We start from the raw sequence: 20,899 nt of genomic DNA, 5'->3' as shown, positions 1-20,899 counted from the left end.
GAATGAAGAAAAGTTGTCGTGGATTTGCCTGGATCGCTGTGACCATCGCGGTTGTGTCTTTCCGCATCGTTTCCATCGCTGACGAAGTTGCCTTCGTTTCGGCGGTTGAGCGGTTTGCTCGTCACGACCAAATTGACCAAGTTGAAGCCGGGCGTTTACTGATCACGGAACTGAGCTGCACAAAGTGCCACCGCAGCGATGACGCGATGCTGGTATCCAAAGGCGGCCCCTCACTTCGCAATTCAGGGCGCCGGCTGAATCCATCTTGGGTTCGTGATTATGTGGCGGATCCAAGTCGCGTGCATCCGGGCACGACGATGCCCGACGTGCTTGGCGAATTGACCTCGCAACAGCGGGAAACCGTTGCCGGCAATATCGCAGCGTTTCTGGCAAATCAGCAGCAGGACTTTCCGGATATCAAAGCAACCGGTGCCGTTCCAGTTCCGTTCGAGTTTTGGAATCGGGGGAATGTTGAAGCGGGGCGAACATTGTACCACTCGGTTGGCTGCGTCGCCTGTCACGAACCGGCCGCGGACTTCGAGGTTACCGGATCTGCTCGTTCAGCGGTCGACTTGATGATTGATCAACTGGACGCGGCTGAACTCGAAGATCTGGGCTTGTCCGCTGCCGCCCGGCCAGTCCCATCGGTGCCACATTCGAACCTGGCGGCGAAATATACCGTGCGAGGTTTAACGTTCTTTTTGCTCGATCCCGATCGTGATCGCCCGGGCGGCCGAATGCCGAACTTGAAGTTGACGGCGGTCGAAGCCGCAGACTTGGCCAGCTATTTGATGAATCGACAGGCAGTCGAATCGGATTCGGTGAACAACCAGGACGCATCTGGCGACGCCGAAGCCGGGCGAAAAGCGTTTGAACGGTTTGGTTGCATTGCTTGCCACCAAGTTGACGGACTACCCAATGATTTAGCAGCATCAGATACGCCGATCCTTACCGAACTTCGTCGCGAAACGTTTGCAGGTTGCCTGCAGGAAGAATACAGCAAAGGGCCAGCCTATTTACTCGACGATTTCCAACGCGGCGCAATCGTCTCGGCCCTCGCGTCAATCGCAACGCAGACTCCGGTTGCGACGGCCGACAAGCTGCAGCATCGTTTGATGCAGTTGAACTGCTATGCCTGTCACGTTCGCGACGAGTTGGGTGGCGTTGGTCGCCGCCGCAAGGACTACTTTCATTCCGTCGGTGAGATTGACCTGGGGGATGAAGGTCGATTGCCACCGCCCTTGACTGGTGCGGGTCGCAAAATAAAACCAGCTTGGTTTGCCAAAATATTGGCTGGAAACAATGCCGACATCCGACCTCACATGACGATTCGCATGCCCAAGTTTCATGCGGATCAAGTCGCGGATCTACCGATCTGGATAGCCGGAGTCGATGGTCGTCGCAAGTTGCCGTACACGGTTGCGGTTGATTCGAAACCGCCAAGCAATGAGGTGATCGAAGCGGGCCGAGAACTGATGGACATTGGTTGTATTCAGTGTCACTCGTTTGATGGTTTTTCGATGCCTGGCGTTGTTGGCGTGGAGTTGTCGGGGGTCGCCGGCCGCGTGAACCGAGACTGGTTTACTGCGTTTTTGCACGATCCGAGTTCGCTGAAGTCGCGAACGCGAATGCCAAACTTTTTCGCCGACGGAAAGACTCAAAACACAGAATTGCTTGGTGGCGATCCTGATCGACAGATCGCTGCGATGTGGGCATATTTGCAAGGCGTGCCAAAGCACTCATTGCCACAGAAGATCCAGCAGGCTCGGTCGCAAACCTACGAGTTGGTTCCAGACGATCGGCCGATCTTGTTGCGCACGTTCATGGACATCGCGGGCACGCACGCGATCGCAGTGGGCAATCCGCAAGGCGTCCACTATGCCTTTGATGCTGAACAGGTTCGCTTGGCGGATGGTTGGCGAGGCAAGTTTTTGGATGCGCAAGGGACGTGGTTCATTCGCTTCGCTCCACCGGCAAATCCACTAGGAACCGAATCGATCGAGTTTCCAGCCGGCAACGTTTTTGTCGAAATCGACAGCAAGGCTGACGCCAACAGTTGCGATTTCACTGCGACAGCGGCCCAGCACCGCTTTGGTGGCTATCGGGTGGATCCGGACGGTGTTCCGACGTTCCTCTATCGCGTAGGTTCGATTGCCATCGAAGAGGAAATCGTGGCCTTGAAAGACGGTTCCCTACAAAGGACTTGGCGATTTCAACCAGATCCGGACTCGTCACATCGGATCGCCTTTTCTCCATTGGCGGGCCGGACGGTAAAGCAGATCGGTGGCAATCGGTTTGTCAGCGACAAGGGGTTAACCGTGCAGATCGATCGGCTTCCCGCCGGTGCGGCAACGATCACTGCGGAGCAGGATCAAACCAGCGACGACCAACAACGAGTGGTGTACTTGATTGACATCACGTCCGCGACGAAGTTAGAGGTGAACTACTCATGGTGAAACAAATCTACTCGGTCGTTTTGACGTTTTTCTTGGTCAGTTTGGTCGTGCCAATGTCGCTTGTCGAAGCGGACGACGAGTCGGATTACTACCGGATCATTTCGGTCGCGACCAGCCAGACCAATACGGATTCGCGAGCGGCGAACTGGCGTCCCGGGGATGACGGACCGGCCTTGGAAGTAAGCGGGATCGCACCGTATGACGATGACCGCATTGCAGTGGCGATACGCAAAGGCGAAGTCTGGATTCTTGGCGGCGTCTACGACGATCCACCGACGCAAGTGACGTATCATCGGTTTGCTTCGGCACTGCACGAGCCACTGGGGCTGCTGCGTCGCGGTGGCAGTTTCTTGACAGTCCAGCGCAGCGAACTGACGCGGCTTCGTGACACGGTTGGCGACGATGTTGCTGACGAATACTTGACGGTCGCTAAAGGTTGGGGCGTGACGGGGCACTATCACGAATATGCGTACGGGCCAAAAGTAGATGGGGATGGTAACCTTTGGTTGACGCTGAACATCGGTTTGGGGTTAAAAGGTGACTTGCTAAAACGAACTCGCCAATCATCACTGGGATATCGGCAAGGTTTGTGGCGTGGTTGGGGCATGAAGGTCAGCGAAGCGGGGGATTTGATTCCGGTCTGCGCCGGTATGCGATCGCCAAGTGGCATGGGTGCCAACGCGGACGGCGACATGTTCTATACCGATCAACAAGGGAACTGGGTCGCTGCCGGCGCGCTGCATCACATGCGTGAAGGGGCGTTCTTTCATCATCCTGAATCTTTGGCCTCGATGGATGCCCAGGGATCAACGATTCATGATGTTAAGGAAGTGCCAAACGGGCTCGCGTTGCCCGAAGCTCTGAAACGATTTCCGCAGATGAAACCGCCGGCCGTTTGGTTTCCCTACAAGAAAATGGGTCAGTCAACGACCGACATCATGCTGGACGCTAGCGATGGCAAGTTTGGTCCCTTTGCGGGGCAACTGTTCGTCGGTGAATTTACGCAAGCCGGTATCAATCGGGTGTTTTTGGAGAAGGTCGACGGTGAGTATCAAGGCGCTTGCTTTCCGTTCCGATCCGGCATGGCCAGCGCGGTGTTGCGATTGATGCAAGGTCGTGACGGCAGCGTGTTTGTTGGGTTGACCAATCGTGGCTGGAGCAGTTTGGGAACGGCATCGTACGGACTTCAGCGGTTAGTTTGGACCGGCAAGACGCCTTTCGAAATCCAGGCGATGCGAGTCAAACCGGACGGTTTCGAGTTGACCTTCACCCGTCCGGTCGATCCCAAGTCGGCGTCCGATCCCGCGTCGTATCAGCTCCAGCGTTACACGTACAATTACCATTCGACCTACGGAAGCGACGAAATTCAACAACACGGTTTAACCGTCCGGTCCGCGCAGGTCCAAGCCGATGGCGTGACGGTTCGTTTGGTGGTCGATGGTTTGAAACAGTATTTCGTTCATGAACTCAACGCGTCAGCAGTGCTCGATCGGACCAGACAACAGCTCCTTCATCCGCACGCCTACTACACTCTCAACCGACTTCCGAAGCGATAGCAACAGTTCCGCTGGCCTATCGCTTATTATCACCGAGTCAATAGTCCGAGTCGGCATTTGGTTCGTGGGGCAGGATGCCGGCGCGGTAAGCTTGGGTGATCGCAGCAGGTGCGTTTTGGACATCCAGCTTCTCGTAGATCCGGCGAATGTAGGTTGCAACCGTGCTGATGCTGATCTTCAACTTGTAAGCAATCTCTTTCTTAACAAGACCTTCACCTAGCAATGCGAGGATTTCCAATTCGCGTTGCGAGAGTGCGTCTTCTAATTTGTCACGCGGCAGTATCGTCTGCAGGGTGTTGAGAATGTACTTCGCGATGCCGCTGCCTAGTACGGCACCACCATTGCCCACTGTTCGGATCGCGTCAAGAATTTGGTCGACCGTGGAAGACTTCAACAGGTAGCCAGATGCGCCCAATTGGATGGCACGCACCACGTCGGCTTCTTTGTTGGACTGGGTTAGGACAATGATCTTTAAACTCGGACTGATCGAACGAAAAGTCGGCAGGGATTCCAAGCCCGATTTTCCTGGCAAGTTTAAGTCAAGCAAGATCAGATCGGGCATCGTTGTCTGCGATCTATCTTGCAAGATGCGCAGAGCTCGCTCGGACGAACCGACTTGGTTGATTAGTTCGATATCCGCCTCGTCCTTAAGTGCGAGGTCGATGACATCACGATACTCGGGGTGGTCTTCAACTAGCATCACATTGATTGTCTTGCTCATCGAACGATCGCTATTTGCGAAATCTCCATTTCCGAGTTTTCATCTTTAGTGAGATGGTCGTACCGCCGGTTTCCGAAGACTGAACATCAGCGTCTGCACCAAGTAGTTTGGCTCGCCGCATCAGGGACGATGGAACGGCGTTAGTATGGTCGTCGTTTAGTCCGCGGCCATCGTCGCGAACGGTCAAGCTGATCTCGTTACCATGCACGGTCAAGCGAGCGTAGAAGTGCGTCCCGTTACTGTGGCGGCTGATATTGACCAAGCATTCTTTGTAGAACAAGAACAGGTCGGCACGTGTGCGGGGTTTCAAGCCTCGCAAGACTGCGACGTCACCTTCGAATGTCAGTTCGCCTTTGAAGTCAGCCATGATGCGGTCCGTTGATCTTTGCATGTCGTCCAGCAAGTCGCCGTAGAGCTCTTTGGCTTCTAGCATGTTCGTGCAATACCGAACCGCATCGCTAGATCGTTGCGTCATAATGCGGATTCGTTGGTGCAGCGATTCGTGCTTATCGGGATTGTTGATTGCCCCACGAGACAAGTCGCTCAGTAACGAAATCACGTGTAAATCGGCACCAAGTTCATCGTGAAGATCGGCGGCGAACCGGCTGCGTAGTTCCGTCAGTTGACGCATGCGAACGATTCGGTCGACCACAAATGTCGCGCCAATTCCAAATGCGAGAAACGCTGCTAGCCAAGTGACCCAGGTCAATTGAGATCTTTGCCGAGCGTAGCGGCGGTTCAGTTCGGCAACGACCAGCGGACGCATGCCTTCCAGATCATGTCGTTTGGCGAGTTGGTTCAACCACGTCCGCAGGGGCGGGATTTCGCCAAATAGATTTCTGCCATCGGTCAGCGCTCGCAACGACCGATCACCTGGTTTGGGCATCGAGTTTGCGAAAGCGCGTTTGCCTAAAGCGACGTTTTTTCCATTGGAATAGAGTTCGATTTCTGCGAATCCGATTCGAACGTCTTGGGACACATTCAGATCCGTGACGCTCGGTTGGATTGCGCTTAATCGAACGAATCGGCAGATCGTTTCCGGGACTCGCCACATCATCGTCGGTCCGATGTCGTTGACGTTCGTTCGTTGATAATCGAGAAGTGTTTTCGCATTAGTAAAGTCTTGGTCGTCCGCTCCTTCGATTAATAGCCGATTCGGAATACCAAGGTCTCCGGCATGCGCTTGTGGGACTGTGTCGTCTTGGTCGACCGCATGCAAGTGGATGCCTGTGATTGGGTATTCGGATTCTAGATCGACATATAACACCGGTTGCTCGCCAAACCGACTGACATAGGCAAGGCTTTGGCTGCCTTGGGATGAATCCATCAAATACGGAGTCAATCCGTCAACTAAATAAGTCGAGTTCCACGCACCAACTCGGTCATTGGAATTTGAACTTGTCGAAACGTGTTTCCGCAGTGCCACGTTCTCCATGCCACTAAACACGAGAACTTCGGCAAGCTGAAAAATTTCCTTGGTATCGAATGCACGTTTGGATAACACAGTCGCTTCGATCCGGACCCATGACGCGTTTGTCGGTTCCAACGAAATTACCAGTGGTCCGGTTCTGGGTTCGATTTTGTCGCTAACGTCATAGGAGGCAACGACGGTGCCTTTGAGATCGTCGTCGGTTCCTGCAAGCACTCGAAATGCTTGCGGAAATCCGTCGGACCGAAACCCTTTGTTGGAGTCACGCCAAAGCGTCGGCACCAAAACAATTTCATCAATCGAAAACTCGTCACCGAGTGAAATGCTAATCCATTCCTGTCGGTCAGCAGAGCCTTGCCAAGCGGAGCGAAAGCCAATCACGCCGACTCCACTGCGCAGGCTGTAGGGTGAGAGCCATCGAAGTTGGGCTTCGATCGAAACAAGGTGATCTTGCAGCTCGGACAAAGAGAACTTTTCGAGTCGCGAGTCCAGTTCGGCAATCTTCGTCGGACTGGTTGGACCATCGATTGACGGCGCACTGTCCCCCAAGCAGCGAAGCGGAATCAACAGCAGGATGAGTGCTATCAATCGTGCGTGGGATCGGTCCATAACTCCGTTATATCCACGAGAAAGCGGGGCGTGTCATCCAAACAGACGACAGACAGGGAATTCCGCAGGGGTATGCTAGGCGACAGTAAGAGCCTGCTAGGGCGTCAGATATCCGATTGGCGACATTCCTCTGAGGGGGCTGTCGAGTTGGTGTTTGTTTCTGTTTTCCTAATTACCCCTGATGTTTTGTTTTACATAGGGATTCCAGATCCGACTACCTGCAGACTCGCTTGTGGCCTGCCCAGTGGTTTTCTTTGTCGAATGCGGTAGCGAATTCTTGACACAAGCGATGGATGTTAGCGTGATCAAACGCTACGCCTCGGCGTGCCTCGAGACCGTTTCCTAACCGGCACAGAACTAACTTCCGCGTGGGACACAGGAATGTGTGAAGAGGATTGAGGGCTGTTATTCGGCGGCCCAAGTGTAATTGTTCGTTTTCTAATCGAGGTGTTTTATGAGTTATCCGAGACTTCGACGTGGTTTCACGTTGGTTGAACTACTCGTCGTGATCGCCATCATTGGCGTTCTTGTGGGGCTGTTGTTGCCCGCCGTGCAAGCTGCCCGCGAGGCGGCTAGACGCATGAGTTGCAGCAACAACTTCAAGCAACTTGGCTTGGGCATGCACAACTATCATTCCGCGTACAAGCAATTGCCTACGCAAGGTACTGGCACCGTTCTGTTTGTTGGCAACGGCGACGCGAACGCCTATTGGGCAGAGAACGACCTGGCCAACAGCAAGCGTCTTAGCATGCTTGTCGGAATTCTGCCGTTCGTTGAACAGCAAGCAATTTGGGAGCAAATTGCTAATCCAAGTGCCAAGAGGTCCGACGGTAACCTTTCCGCGGCGATTGGTACCCCGACAAACCCGTGGCCTGCAATGGGCCCAACGCCGGGAACAATCCAGTATCTCCCTTGGACATACGAGATTCCAACTTTACGATGTCCAAGTGACCCAGGTGTGGGCTTGCCTGCTCTTGGACGTACCAACTACGCCGCCTGCCTGGGTGACAGTACCTACCACACCCGATTCGGGCCCTGGAATAACCGACGCACACAATCCGCTCGCGAAACCTCCAGCCGAGCAGCCCACCGAGGTTTTTTCCGGCCATGTGCTCCTTCGCGTTTCCGTGACATTCTCGATGGTTTGTCCAATACGATCGCAATGGGCGAAATTGCGACGGATTTGGGCGACGGTGCCACTTCGACCAGTGCTCCGAACGACGGTTCGACTCTGGGCGGTAACAACGCCGCGATCGCAGCAGTTATGGAAAACCCAGGTGCTTGCGATAACTTCAAGGATCCACTGCGACCACGTTTCTGGGCCAATGGCGGAGCAAACTCTGACCATTCCCGTGGTTACAAATGGGCAGAAGCCAAGCAGATGTTCACTGGTTGCTTTACCGTCTTGCCGCCAAATGATGTTTACTGCGGTCGGCACAACGCCAAAGACTTGTCATTCCCTGGAACAATGTCGAGTCGGCACAATGGTGGCGTTCATGTCCTGATGGGTGACGGAGCGGTGAAGTTCATTACCGATTCGATCGAAGCGGGAAGCCGCAACTCAGGCATGGTTTGGGACGGTGCTACCGGCATCGGCGCTCGGGCACCTGGCAGCCAGAGCCCGTATGGGCTTTGGGGAGCACTTGGTAGTCGGGCTTATAAAGAAACTGTAGGCCTGGAAGATTAAGCCAAGTCACCCAGGTTTGGCTGCACATACACCCGGAGACGCTGAGGTTTGCTCTCGTCTCCGGTTGGCACTCTCTGAAGCTCGTCATTTGACGCTGATTTACCGCTGTATGATTCTGTTCTTTCAATTTGTAATGGTTGGTCGCGAAGGCTTATGAAAACTACTTCCTTGTCGTTGGTTTTGCTTTTTTCCTTGATGACGATGATTCTCTCCACGGGATGCGGAGGCAATGAATCAGCGACATCCGTGACAGAAGGCATTCCGGTAAGTGATCTCGAAGCTTACGAAGCTCGTGTGAAGGAAATGGAGGCCGAAGCGATGAAAGAAATGGCCGGAGACGGCGAGTGATTTCAGGCGAGTGATTGGCGATGTGGCCAGCGATTTTTCGATCTTGTGAGCCACGACATGCAATCGGCCGGATAGCCCCGCATTCCCCGAGGCTTCACGGCCTTCCGCACATGATGTCGGTCCGTCTCTCTGAGACGAACACAGAATAGAGCACACCAAGGAGTGGATGAATGAGTATCGCGACGAGATTGCGGTATGCGCGAATCTCGGAAAGACTCCCCTGCATGGACATCTCTCGCTTGGTGTTCGACAACGGTCAATCGGCACTCGCTTAAACGGCCATCGGGTCAGTCACGGCAACTTCGCCTGCGTGCTGTCTCCGCCTACCAAAGACAACGTGACCACGTCGCTTGCGACCGGTGAACCGTTCGATACCGAAATTTTTGGCTGCAAGCTGATGGGCAGTGACCAGAATATGAAATCGGCGCGTTCTTCCAATGCTCTAACGATCACGCCTCGCAAATCGTTACCGGATACCTTGGTGGCCGGTTTTCGATCCAGTTGAAATCGTAACTTAGCAACCGGTAGGGATTCGCATTGGTGAAACCTTTTGGAAGTGATGAGTTGCTGCTTGATCGACCTTGGCGGTTCGACCGAGCGTCATGCACGTCGATACAAATCTCGAGACCGTATTACCCAAGAGCTTGTTATGCAATTCGTACGCTTCATTCAAACCTTGGTCATCGCAGCGGCTTTCTTGCCCTCGGTCTATTCAGACGAAGCAAGTCGACCGAATGTTATCGTTGTCATTACCGACGACCAAGGCTACGGCGACGTTGCTTTCACGGGCAACCCTGCCATCAAGACTCCGACGATCGACAAACTATGCAGTCAGGGCACGCTGCTTACCAACTTTCATGTTGATCCGACTTGCGCTCCGACTCGATCGGCATTGATGAGCGGGCGATACTCTGATCGTGTCGGCGTATGGCACACCGTTCAGGGACGCAACATGTTGCGACGCCGTGAAACGACGATGGCTAACGTCTTTGGCGACAACGGTTACGCCACTGGGCTGTTCGGCAAATGGCACCTCGGCGACTGCTATCCCTATCGCCCGGAAGACCGAGGATTCCAGCACTGTGTCTATCACAAGGCCGGCGGAGTCGGTCAAGCACCGGACTATTGGGGGAACGATTATTTCGACGACACGTACGTCGTTAATGGAAAACACCAACGTTTCGAAGGCTTCTGTACGGACGTTTGGTTCAACGAAGGCATGAAGTTCATCAAGGCAAACAAAGACAAGCCGTTTTTTGCCTACATCTCGACTAACGCGCCACACAGTCCGTACTACTGCCCAGAAGAGTACACGCAGCCCTATGAAGGAAACCCGCAGGTTTCGATCACTGAATTCTATGGCATGATCACCAATGTTGACGACAACATAGCCAAGCTGATCAAGATGCTTGATGACGAAGGCATCGCCGACAACACCATTTTGGTGTTCATGACTGACAATGGGACCGCAGGCGGATTAAAAGACGGTCGTGGGTTCGATGGTGGCATGCGGGGGATGAAAAATTCTGAATACGATGGCGGCCACCGTGTCCCGTTCATCATTCGTTGGCCGGGCGGAAAGATCGAAGCGGGGAAGTCCATTGACCGTTTGACGGCGCACATTGATGTTTTGCCAACATTCATCGAACTGTGTGATCTCGAGGCACCAGCGATCGATTTCGATGGCCGCAGCATCGCCAGCTTGCTGCATACCGATGGCAATGATTGGCCGGAGCGTACGCTAGTGGTCGAGTCACAGCGTGTCGTGGACCCTATCAAGTGGCGAAAGAGTGCTGTGATGGATGACCGTTGGCGATTGGTCAACGGCGAAGAACTTTACGACCTGAATGCCGATCCAAAGCAGGCGACTGATTTGGCGGCACAGCATCCTGCCGAACTGGATCGTTTGCGAGATGAATACGATAAGTTCTGGAATGACGTTTCAACGGAACACGACCTGACCAGTTACATGGTCATTGGATCGGAACATTCGCCCATCGTTTCGCTGTCGTCGCACGACTGGCTGATCGACAAACTTCCACCCTGGAACCAAGGGCACATTCAAAACGGCGATGTCGCCGAAGAATCGTTCTGGGCCATCGAAGTCGAACGCGACGGCGACTATGAGATTTCACTTCGCCGCTGGCCTGTGGAGGCCGACAAAGGCATCAACGATGGCACCTACGGCAAGGCGTTCAATTACAAGCAAGCGCGATTGCGTATCGGTGATGTTGACGAAACCCAGGACATCCCAACAGGTGCGAAAGAGGTTACGTTTAAAGTCACTTTGAAAAAGGGAGTCACCAAGCTCGCACCGGTCTTCATCGGTCCCGACCTGACGGCCACGCCGTACTATGCCTACGTGACGCATCAGCCCAAAGCCGACTGGCAAACTCCGCAAGGGATGGGCATTCCCGTCTATGATCCGTCGTATGGACGCGTCCCACCTCAGGTCAACAACTAGAAAGAACACTCCCATGAAACCTGCCATGATTTTGATGCTGGCCGTGATGGCCGGCATCGGCTGTTGTGCCAACGAAGCGTTTGCACAGAAAGGCAAAACGGAAATCGATTGGAATGGAAAGTCCTTTCGCGATGTGGCGTACAAGCAAGTTGGTACGCGTCGACTGCTGATGGACATCTATCTGCCAAACGCGTCTAAATTCGACGAAGCACCCGTAATCTATTACGTGCACGGTGGCGGATGGGCGGCAGGTAGCAAGGCGGGTTTTGGTAGCAGTCTGATGTTGCCTGTTTTTCAGCAGCTGGCGGAAAACGGATTCGTTTGCGTCGCCGTCCAATACCGGCTGTGCAAGAAAGGCAGCGGTGTCTTGATGCGAGACTGCGTAACTGACGTCATGGACGGATTGCGGTATTTGAAAAAGAACGCGTCGCAGTATTCCATCGATCCAAATCGAATCGTCGTTTTTGGCGATTCCGCAGGCGGTCAACTCGCGCAGATGTTGACGGTCTCCTCGCCAGTTGAATTCACGGGTGATCAGAGTCTTGCCGATGTCGCTGTGCAACCAGTCGCAGGAATCTCTTGGTATGGACCATCTGATTTTACGGATATCAACCTTTTCAAAACGGGTCTGTCGGACAAGGATCCTGATCGATTCGGTCAACGGATTTCTGGCGACCAAGGCGGTTACAAAGAGCACTCGAAGGCTTTCGAGGAAATGAGTCCGTACTACTGGATCAAGAAAGACAGCCCGCCGCTGTTGATGTTGCAAGGTGATACGGATGCGACCATTCCGCTGCCGCATGCGATCCACCTGAAGAAGAAAGCCGATCAAATCGGTGCCGATGTTGAAATGATTATCGTGAAGAACGCGGGCCATAATTGGCGGAAAGCCGGTGGAGATCCGGAACCCGGTTTGGCAGAGATTCAACGTATCACCGCCGAGTACGCATTGCGGCAAATCACACATTTGGAAACACGAGACTGACACAATGAGATTCTTGAAAAACGAACGATACGGTTACCTGTTGGCGCTGATAACAGTCTGTGTTGGCATCGCTGTAGCGGTGGATGACGTGCACGCAGCTGATTTTTATGTGTCCCCCCAAGGCTCCGATGCTTGGGCAGGTACCTTGCCGGATCCGGATCAAAGCGGCGGCAATGGGCCGTTCGCAACCTTGCAGCGGGCGCGTGACGCGGTGCGAGAATTAGGGACGCCATCGAAAAGCGTCTTGGTTCACGTTCGCGGTGGAACCTACCGGCTCAGCGAAACAGTGGTGTTTGGTCTGGAAGATTCGCCACAGGGCGACTCGACGATCACCTACGCGGCGTATCCTGGCGAGACGCCAGTTTTTAGCTCGGGCAAGGAGATCGCGGGCTGGAAGAAAGTCACCGCGGCGTTGCCAGGACTACCTGATGCTGCAAAGGGTAACGTTTGGATGGCCGATGTCTCGGATCGGTTCTTCACGCTTTACGATTCGGAAGGATTGCTTCCGCGCGCCCGATCCGAAGGGTTTATCCCGCTCGGTGGCGGCAGTCGAAACGAGCTTCACTTTCCCGCAGGTCGATTGAAGAATTGGCCAAACGTAGCAGACGTAGAGATTATCGTCCGGCCGCACCATGCCTGGATCTCGAATGTGCTGCCGTTGGTTTCGGTCGATGAAAAGAAGCAAATGGCGAAAACGTCGATCGATGCGACGTACGCGATGAACAAGCTGCACTTTCTGCCGACCGTCGAATCTTGTTGGGTGGAGAACGCGTTGGAGGAACTCGACGAGCCGGGTGAATGGGTTCTCAACACAAAGGAAGGCAAGGTCTACCTCTGGCCTCGTAACGAATCCACTGTCGTATCGCCTCAATTAACCGAACTGATTCGCATCGAGGGCCAAATCGACAAGGAAGGTCCGAAAGACACCCCAGCGCGCAATCTGTGCTTTCGTGGTCTGACGTTCATGCATGGCGAGCGTTACCAGTTGACCGCTGACGATGCCGGGCTGCAGCATGATTGGGACATGCACGACAAGGCCAACGCGTTGGTTCGTCTGCGTGGGGCGGAAAACTGCGTGATCCAACAATGTCACTTTGCCCACAGCGGAAGCGGAGCGATTCGCGTGGATCTGCATGGCCAGAACAACAAGATCTCCGGCAACCACATCGAGCACATGGGCGGCGCCGGCATTTTGCTTTGCGGTTACGGTCCGGGAACCAAGGATGTGAATCGAAACAATCTGGTCGTCAACAACCACATTCATCACATGGGACTGATCTACCTGCATTCGGCTGGCATCATGGTCTGGCAGAGCGGCCAGAATCGTGTGGCGAACAATCTGGTCCACCACATGCCGTACTGTGGAATGATCGTGTCTGGTTTCATGAGCCATTTTTTCGCCAAAAATGGCCGCGAGCTTTGCCGAACCATTCGGAAACACGAAGTCGGTGAACTGCCCAAGAATCCATCGCCGGAAGACGTTAAACCGTTTCTCCACTCGACTGAAAACCAGATCGAATACAACGAGATTCACAACGTGATGGAAACGATGGGCGACGGCAACGGAATCTACATTCGTGGTGCTGGTGCCGGGAATGTCATCCGTCGCAACTACATCCATCACTTGGTCACGCCGATGCTGATGCAAGCGGCGATCCGAACCGATGGAGGTCAACGAGACACGCTGATCGCTGAGAACTTGATCTACAAGTGCATGGCGCAAGGGATCATTTTGAAACTGAACAATCGTGCCGAGAACAATATCGTTGTTGACGTGCTTGCGCCTCCGCGAGGTTACTACATGTCGCTACGAGAAGGTCCTCTGTCGGACGCTGTGATCAAGCGAAATGTTTTCTATTCGGTCAACAAGGACTCGGTGTTCATCGATGAGTTGGCTCCAGGAAACAAGCGAAAAACGGAGGATAGCCGAGGACGCGAGTTGGCGAGGTCCATGGATGCTGATACCGACTACAACATCTACTTCTGTGCAACAGATCCGGACGTGAGCAACCAGATGCTAAAGAAGCAGCAAGCCGACGGCGTCGACGCCAACAGCCAGTCAGTCGACCCACTGTTCGTCGACCCCGAAAACGGAGACTTCCGATTCAAACCCAACTCGCCGGCACTAAAGATGGGCATCCTCCCCATCGACCTATCCAAAATCGGCCTAATCGGCAATGAGGACAATTGATTAGCGGTTGGTCTAGAAGGCAGAATCAGCACCGGTGTTCAGTTCAGTCTTCGATTTGGAAAGCCCTCAGGAGTTGTTCGTTCACTCGCGAGCCACAGTGGCGGCGATTGAAACAGACTAATCAAGAAAAGATTAGAGGGCGATCGAGTCATTGCCCTGCTCTGCTCAACCACAGAATGTTGTGGTTGATTCCCCGGCGTGAACTGATTTGCAGTCTACGGATTTGTTATAGGACCTGTGGTTCCAGTCTTTCCGATAGTGACCTAGAACGCGGTTCGCATGTCGAGGGTTACGGCGTACTCGGTTGAGCCGGTGGGGATCGTTGGTTCGGGAATCTCGATCACTCCGCCGGTCATGGTTCCGGCTTGGAAGCGTGATGCGCGTCGCGATTCGGCTTCGTTGGCGTTGATCGGGAATGCCGCGTGTGACAGTCCGCCAGGATGGACCGCGTGGTAGCGGCAGCCGCCGATCGACATTCCGCTGGATCGTTCGACGACGTCGAATTGCAGCGGTGTGTGGATCCCGATGGTTGGGTGCAGGCAGCGCGGTGGTTGCCAGGCGCGATACTTTACACCCGCGACCGCTTGCGACTGTGTTCCCGTGGGGTGCATTGGAATCGCAACTCCGTTGCACAGCACTGCCATCTTCGATGGATCGAAACCGTCGATCAGGACCTCCAGACGTTCCAGTGACGAATCGACATAGCGAGCTGTACCGCCTGCGGCAGGTTCTTCGCCCATCACGTACCAAGGTTCGATCGCGTTGCGAAGCTGCAGCTTGACGTCTTTCATCGACACCTCGCCGAGTTTCTGGAAACGAAACTCGTGGTGCGGAGCAAACCAGCTTGATTCCAACTCGACGCCTTCGCGATTAAGATCACCGATCAGCTTGCATAGGTCTTGCCAGATGAAATGCGGCAGCATGTAGCGGTCGTAAAGCGACGTGCCCCAGTTCGCCAAAGGTTCGCGATACGGTTTCTTCCAAAACACGGCCACTGCGGCTCGAATCAACAGCTGTTGTGCCAGGTTCATACGCGAATTTGGTGGCATCTCGAAGCCACGAAACTCGACCAATCCCAATCGTCCAGTTGATGAGTCGGGCGAATAGAGTTTGTCGACACAGATTTCAGCGCGGTGCGTATTGCCGGTCAAGTCCGTCAGCAGATCGCGGAACAATCGGTCGACCATCCAAGGCGGTTGGTAGGCACCAATTTTGTCCAATTGCTTCATCGCGATTTCCATCTCGTACACCGCGTCGCGGCGTGACTCGTCCATCCGTGGTGCTTGGCTGGTCGGTCCAATGAATCGGCTGCTGAACATGAACGACAGCGCCGGGTGGTTGTGCCAGAACCGGATGATACTGGCCAACAAGTCGGGGCGACGAATGAACGGGCTTTCCGATGGCGAAGCACCGCCAAGCACCACGTGGCTGCCACCGCCGGTCCCGGTGTGTCGTCCGTCCAGGTCGAACTTTTCGGCGCCCAAACGACTCATCCGAGCATCGTGGTACAGGGATTCCGTTTGGTCGACGAGGTCTTTCCACGTCGCCGTTGGCTGTGTGTTGACTTCGATTACGCCTGGGTCCGGCGTCACTTTGAAGTATTCGACGCGGTCGTCGGGTGGCGGCAAATAGCCTTCTAACACGACCGGCACCTTCAGGGCTTCGCATGTCGATTCGATCGCGTCGACGAGGTCGAGATAGTCCTCCAGACGCTGTGTTGGCGGCATGAAGATGTGCAAGCGTCCAAAGCGACATTCGACGCAAATGGCCGTTCCGACGATTTCTTCGCCGGATTCCAGATCGTCAGGTTTGCCTTCGTCGAGTTCCTGTTCGTTGATCACGCCACCGGGATCGCTGGCGTTATCGACCGAACCTGTTTGCCGAACCACTGGTTCGTTTCCACGAGGCATCGAGGGCAGCGGGTTACGCTGGGCAAACGGGTCGGCGGGTGCCGTATAGAAAGGAGCGTTGGCGGAATAGGACGCTGGTAGTGCGGCCAGAGGCAAACGCAATCCGATCGGCGATTCACCGGGAATCAAATACAGTTTGTCGCTGCGTACGGGCAACCGGCCGCTAATCCAACCCGCTTTGGCTTGCCACCATGCGCGGCGAACTGGCAGGACATAACCGACAGGTTTGCTAAGTCCGTTGGTGAACGTGCGCATCATCATCGCGCGTTCGTGCGGATCGTCCAACTTGGGATCGGTTGGATCGATGTCGACGGGCAGTCGGTCTTCACGCCACAGGTAATGAAAAACGTCTTCGTAGACCGGAACCGACATCTTGGCGTTGATGTTTAGTTCGGTTGCCAAGTGACTTACAAATTTCTTGGCATCGTCGGGCGTGTGACCGTAGTCGGTGCCTTCGTCGGCGATGTAGTCCTGGTTCTTCCAGATGGGTTCGCCGTCTTTTCGCCAGATGCAGGTCAGCGCCCAACGTGGCAGCGGTTCGCCGGGGTACCACTTTCCTTGCCCGTAGTGCAGCATCGACCCGGGAGCCAAGCGATCCCGCATGCGCAGCAACAGCACGTTGCTGAGCACGCGTTTTTCTTCGCCCACCGCTTCGCTGTTCCACTGGGGATCGTCCATGTTGTCGATCGACACAAATGTGGGTTCACCACCGACCGTCAAACGCACGTCGCCCTCTTCAAGCATCGCATCCACATCGTCGCCAACCGACATGATTCGGTTCCACTGTTCATCACAGTAAGGCTTCGTCACTCGCGGCGTCTCGTAGACTCGCGTGACCTTCATCTCGTGGTGGAACTCGACGTCGCAAGCTTCGTGGCCACCCGAAATCGGCGCGGCGCCTGTGTAAGACGGAGTACACGCAAGCGGAATGTGTCCTTCGCCAGCGAACAAACCGCTGGTGGGGTCCAGTCCGACCCAGCCTGCGCCCGGCAAGAAGACTTCGGTCCAAGCGTGCAAGTCACAGAAATCTTCGACTGGACCGGAGGGCGCCACACTGCCGTCCGCTTCGGGAATCGGTGGCTCATCAGCAGTCAATTGAATCAGATAACCCGACACGAACCGAGCGGCTAGTCCGGCTTGCCGGAACGATTCGACCAGCATCCACGCCGAGTCTCGACAAGAACCGCTGTTCTTGGTCAGTGTTTCTTCGGGCGTCTGCATGCCCGGCTCAAGGCGAATGTTGTATTTGACTCGTTTCTGCGCAAGGCCGTTGACTTCTACCAAATAGTCGATGATGCGATCGGTCTTTTTTGGCATCCCATCAACCCACTCAGCAAGCTTGGGCGTCATTGGTCCTTTGACCAAGTACGGCAACAACTGCTGCTTCAGATCGGGATCGTATTCAAAGGGCCAGCAATCGGCGGCGTCTTCGACAAAGAAATCGAACGGATTGATCACCGTCATGTCGGCGACTAGATCGACGGTCACCGAGAAGTGATCGGTTGGCTTTTCGAACACGTATCGCGCGATCGGGTTGGCAAACGGGTCCTGTTGCCAATTGCAAAAGTGCTCGTCGGGCGAGACACGGATGTCGTACGCTTCGATGCTAGTTCGACCGTGATAGGCCGGTTTCAAACGCACCAGTTGCGGCCCAACGGTGATCGGACGCGGGTATTGATAACGGGTTTCGTGATGCAGAGCGACGCGAATGGTCATGAAGGCCTAGCTACGTTGAAATAATCGTATGTAAGAGACTCGCCGATCTGGTTCAATTCGATCTGAACCAAGTCGATGAACTGGTGCATTCCGCCCGCCAGAACTTCTTTGACCTGGCTTTCGGTCAATCGATGCTTGAGTGCTTCGATTTGTTGGATCGCTTCGCCGCGAAGTTCGGTGCTGGAACACTTTTCGATTTCGCCAAGTGACCAGTGGGCGCCGGCCACACAGGATCTTGCTGATCGGGGGAACGTTTGGTGAAACAGAAAGAACGAAACCACTTTTTCGATGTTCATCAAGTGGTGTTCGCGGCGATAAGCTTCGAAGCCGCTGATCGCCAACAGCAGCGCGGACCACTGCAGATCATCGATCGCGGTTCCGACGTCCGAAACATTGGGCAACAGATTGAAGTACTTCACATCCAAAATTCGCGTCGTCTTATCGGCCCGTTCGAGCAGTCGTCCGACGTTGGCAAAGTGCCAGCACTGATCGTGCGACATCGTGCTATCCAGGATGCCTGACCACAACAACGAGTAGTCGCGGACATTGTCGAAGAATGCAGCGGTAGGGTCGGTGATTTGCGATGCGCTCGAATCGCAGACGAAGTGATAGAACTGGTTGATCTGTTCAAACGCCTCGCTCGACAGCGTTTCGCGAACGCTTTTTGCGTTTTCGCGTGCTGCACGAAGACATGTCAACATCGACGAATGGTAGTCCGTGTCGAACGCCAAGAAGTTCACGACGCTTTGCTGATTCGGCGTGCCATACTTGTCGTGGAACCACTCGTTGTCGCCGGTGATTTGCACCAGCGGCCCCCAAGGATCGACCAACGAATCGGGTTGGTCGAGCGTTAGGTGCAAGGTGACTTCCAAGAACCGAGCCAAGTTTTCGGCCCGTTCCATTTGGCGGCTCATCCAATAGATCGATTCGGCGACGCGACTTAACATAAGAAACTTGTTGTCGGATATTTGGGTGTCGGATATTGGGTGATTGGATGCACAGAGGAGATCGGAACGGCGATAACGCTCGGGCGGGAAAGCGAGCCGTCCCGAATCGGCATTGAATGCCGAAATGCCCGTCGCTATTCGTTCTGCCAATCGACGGCGACTTCTTGTCCTGCTTCGGCCGTGACCCAGGTGTCCTTGCTGCCTCCGCCTTGCGAAGAGTTGACGACGAGCGAGCCTTTCTTCAGAGCAACACGGGTCAAGCCACCTGGCATCACCCAGATGTCGTCCTGCCCGCTGCACAGAATGTACGGTCGCAAGTCGACATGTCGGCCTTCCAGAATGCCGTTGGCAAGCGTCGGGACGCGTGACAATTGAAGCGTTGGTTGAGCGATATAGTTACGTGGATCGAGACGAATCTTCTCAGCAAACTCGGCCCGCTCCTCAGGTGACGCATGAGGTCCGATCAGGATTCCGTAGCCACCCGATTCGCCTGCCGCTTTGACGACCAATTTGTCCAAATTCGCGAGGACGAACTTGCGGTCTTCATCACGCTGGCAAATGTAGGTGGGAACGTTCGCCAGGATCGCTTCTTCGCCCAGGTAGTACTTGATCATCGCCGGCACGTAGGCGTAGACAACCTTGTCGTCCGCGACGCCAGTACCGGGAGCGTTGGCAAGTGAAACGTTTCCGGCTCGGTACGCATCCATCAGGCCAGCGACGCCCAAGCATGAATCTTTGCGGAACGTTTTGGGATCGATGAACGTGTCGTCGACGCGTCGATAGATCACGTCGACCTTCTGCAAACCAACCGTCGTTAGCATGTAGACGTGTTTGTTTTTGACCACCAAATCGCGACCTTCGACAAGCTCGACGCCCATCTGTTGGGCTAGGTACGAGTGCTCGTAATAGGCGCTGTTGTAAACACCGGGTGTCAGCACAGCGATCGTCGGATTGGTGACTCCCGCCGGCGCGATCGCTTGCAGCATGCTGTACAAACGCGAAGGATAATCGTTGACCGGACGAACTCGAGATCCGCTAAACACTTGTGGGAAGTTTCTTTTCATGACGTGCCGGTTCTGCAGCACGTAAGAAACTCCCGATGGGCAACGCAGGTTGTCCTCGAGCACATAGACCGCGCCGGAATTGTCTCGCACCAAATCGGTACCCGTGATGTGGCACCATACGTCACGAGGCGGCTTCAACCCCATGCACTCCGGCAAAAACGAAGGCGCAGATTCAACGATGTCGCGAGGAATGATCCCGTCATTGATAATGTTTTGGTCACCGTAGACGTCTGACAAAAACATGTTGAGCGCTTTGATTCGCTGTTTCAAGCCAGCGTCAATGTGCTGCCAAAGCATTGCCGAGATCGTTCGCGGAACGACATCGAAGGGCATGATCTTTTCGGTTCCGGCTTCGTCGCTGTAAACCGTGAACGTGATCCCCATTTGATACAACGATCGCTCGATCGCATTTTGTCGCCGCAGCAGCTCGCCGGGCGGCATACGGTTGATCAGATCAACTAGTAATTCAGCGTCGGGGCGGGCCGTCGTTTGCTGGTCGACCATTTCGTCAAAGAAGCCATCGCACTGATACCCAGCCAGCTGGGGTGCATGGGTCGAGCCGCTTGTTGTGTTGGGAGACGCGTCAACTGGGTCGCTGTTCTGCGATTGCGATTGCGACTGTGAGTTTGAGGGCACCATAGAGACCGTTAACAGACGAAGAGATGGACCGCAATGACTACAAGAATCCAACGAAAGACCGGTAATTTACCAGCTAAATCGCATTGAAGGTGTAGATAGATCGCATCCAGTTCCGCCTTCTGGACAGATGGATTTTATCGTAATACCGGCAAATTGTTAGAGGCCGAGACGATTTGA

The 20,899-nt window shown here is 54.5% G+C and carries 13 protein-coding genes; 8 read left to right on the top strand and 5 right to left on the bottom strand.

All coding sequences use genetic code 11. The annotated features are described in order from the left end of the window. Positions 1–2: 2 nt before the first annotated feature. Positions 3–2,456 (top strand): c-type cytochrome, encoded by a 2,454-nt coding sequence (locus tag Poly59_RS27965; protein WP_186776567.1) that lies wholly within the window; start codon positions 3–5, stop codon positions 2,454–2,456. Then, complete coding sequence (locus tag Poly59_RS27960; RefSeq protein ID WP_146537360.1) at positions 2,450–4,012, top strand: hypothetical protein; 1,563 nt, start codon at positions 2,450–2,452, stop codon at positions 4,010–4,012. The genes Poly59_RS27965 and Poly59_RS27960 overlap by 7 nt, the downstream gene beginning before the upstream one ends. Before the next feature lie 37 nt (positions 4,013–4,049). Here the strand turns inward: Poly59_RS27960 and Poly59_RS27955 are convergent, their stop codons facing one another. Together Poly59_RS27955 and Poly59_RS27950 are read right to left on the bottom strand one after the other, a co-directional pair. Beyond that, positions 4,050–4,733, bottom strand: a complete 684-nt coding sequence (locus Poly59_RS27955) for a response regulator (RefSeq protein ID WP_146537359.1) — start codon at positions 4,731–4,733, stop codon at positions 4,050–4,052. A 10-nt stretch (positions 4,734–4,743) separates the two neighbouring features. Continuing rightward, a complete protein-coding gene (locus Poly59_RS27950) occupies positions 4,744–6,771 on the bottom strand; it encodes a sensor histidine kinase (protein WP_146537358.1) in 2,028 nt (675 codons plus the stop codon). 454 nt (positions 6,772–7,225) lie between these two features. Here Poly59_RS27950 and Poly59_RS27945 point away from each other — a divergent pair, with 454 nt between their 5' ends. The 6 genes from Poly59_RS27945 (at position 7,226) to Poly59_RS27920 (ending at position 14,446) form a co-directional block, all read left to right on the top strand. After that, positions 7,226–8,458 (top strand): DUF1559 domain-containing protein, encoded by a 1,233-nt coding sequence (locus Poly59_RS27945; protein ID WP_146537357.1) that lies wholly within the window; start codon positions 7,226–7,228, stop codon positions 8,456–8,458. 153 nt (positions 8,459–8,611) lie between these two features. Beyond that, positions 8,612–8,806: a hypothetical protein gene (locus Poly59_RS27940; protein WP_146537356.1), complete on the top strand. Its 195-nt coding sequence runs from the start codon at positions 8,612–8,614 to the stop codon at positions 8,804–8,806. 166 nt (positions 8,807–8,972) lie between these two features. Then, complete coding sequence (locus Poly59_RS27935; protein ID WP_146537355.1) at positions 8,973–9,311, top strand: hypothetical protein; 339 nt, start codon at positions 8,973–8,975, stop codon at positions 9,309–9,311. Between the two features lie 144 nt (positions 9,312–9,455). After that, the gene (locus Poly59_RS27930) at positions 9,456–11,270 is read left to right on the top strand and encodes an arylsulfatase (protein WP_146537354.1); all 1,815 of its coding nucleotides are present in this window, start codon (positions 9,456–9,458) and stop codon (positions 11,268–11,270) included. A gap of 13 nt (positions 11,271–11,283) precedes the next feature. Continuing rightward, positions 11,284–12,255, top strand: coding sequence for an alpha/beta hydrolase (locus tag Poly59_RS27925; RefSeq protein ID WP_186776566.1), 972 nt, complete (start codon positions 11,284–11,286; stop codon positions 12,253–12,255). A 4-nt stretch (positions 12,256–12,259) separates the two neighbouring features. Further along, the gene (locus tag Poly59_RS27920) at positions 12,260–14,446 is read left to right on the top strand and encodes a right-handed parallel beta-helix repeat-containing protein (RefSeq protein ID WP_146537352.1); all 2,187 of its coding nucleotides are present in this window, start codon (positions 12,260–12,262) and stop codon (positions 14,444–14,446) included. A 263-nt stretch (positions 14,447–14,709) separates the two neighbouring features. Here the strand turns inward: Poly59_RS27920 and Poly59_RS27915 are convergent, their stop codons facing one another. The 3 genes from Poly59_RS27915 to Poly59_RS27905 all read right to left on the bottom strand — a co-directional run bounded on the left by Poly59_RS27915 (position 14,710) and on the right by Poly59_RS27905 (position 20,722). Then, a complete protein-coding gene (locus Poly59_RS27915; RefSeq protein WP_146537351.1) occupies positions 14,710–18,072 on the bottom strand; it encodes a transglutaminase family protein in 3,363 nt (1,120 codons plus the stop codon). Then, complete coding sequence (locus Poly59_RS27910) at positions 18,069–19,019, bottom strand: alpha-E domain-containing protein (RefSeq protein ID WP_146537350.1); 951 nt, start codon at positions 19,017–19,019, stop codon at positions 18,069–18,071. Before Poly59_RS27910 ends, Poly59_RS27915 begins: the two co-directional genes overlap by 4 nt. A 134-nt stretch (positions 19,020–19,153) precedes the next feature. After that, positions 19,154–20,722, bottom strand: coding sequence for a circularly permuted type 2 ATP-grasp protein (locus Poly59_RS27905; protein WP_146537349.1), 1,569 nt, complete (start codon positions 20,720–20,722; stop codon positions 19,154–19,156). Positions 20,723–20,899 lie beyond the last annotated feature (177 nt).

The sequence above is a fragment of the Rubripirellula reticaptiva genome (assembly GCF_007860175.1).
Classification (GTDB): Bacteria; Planctomycetota; Planctomycetia; order Pirellulales; family Pirellulaceae; genus Rubripirellula; species Rubripirellula reticaptiva.
This window is presented reverse-complemented; position numbering and strand designations above follow the sequence as displayed.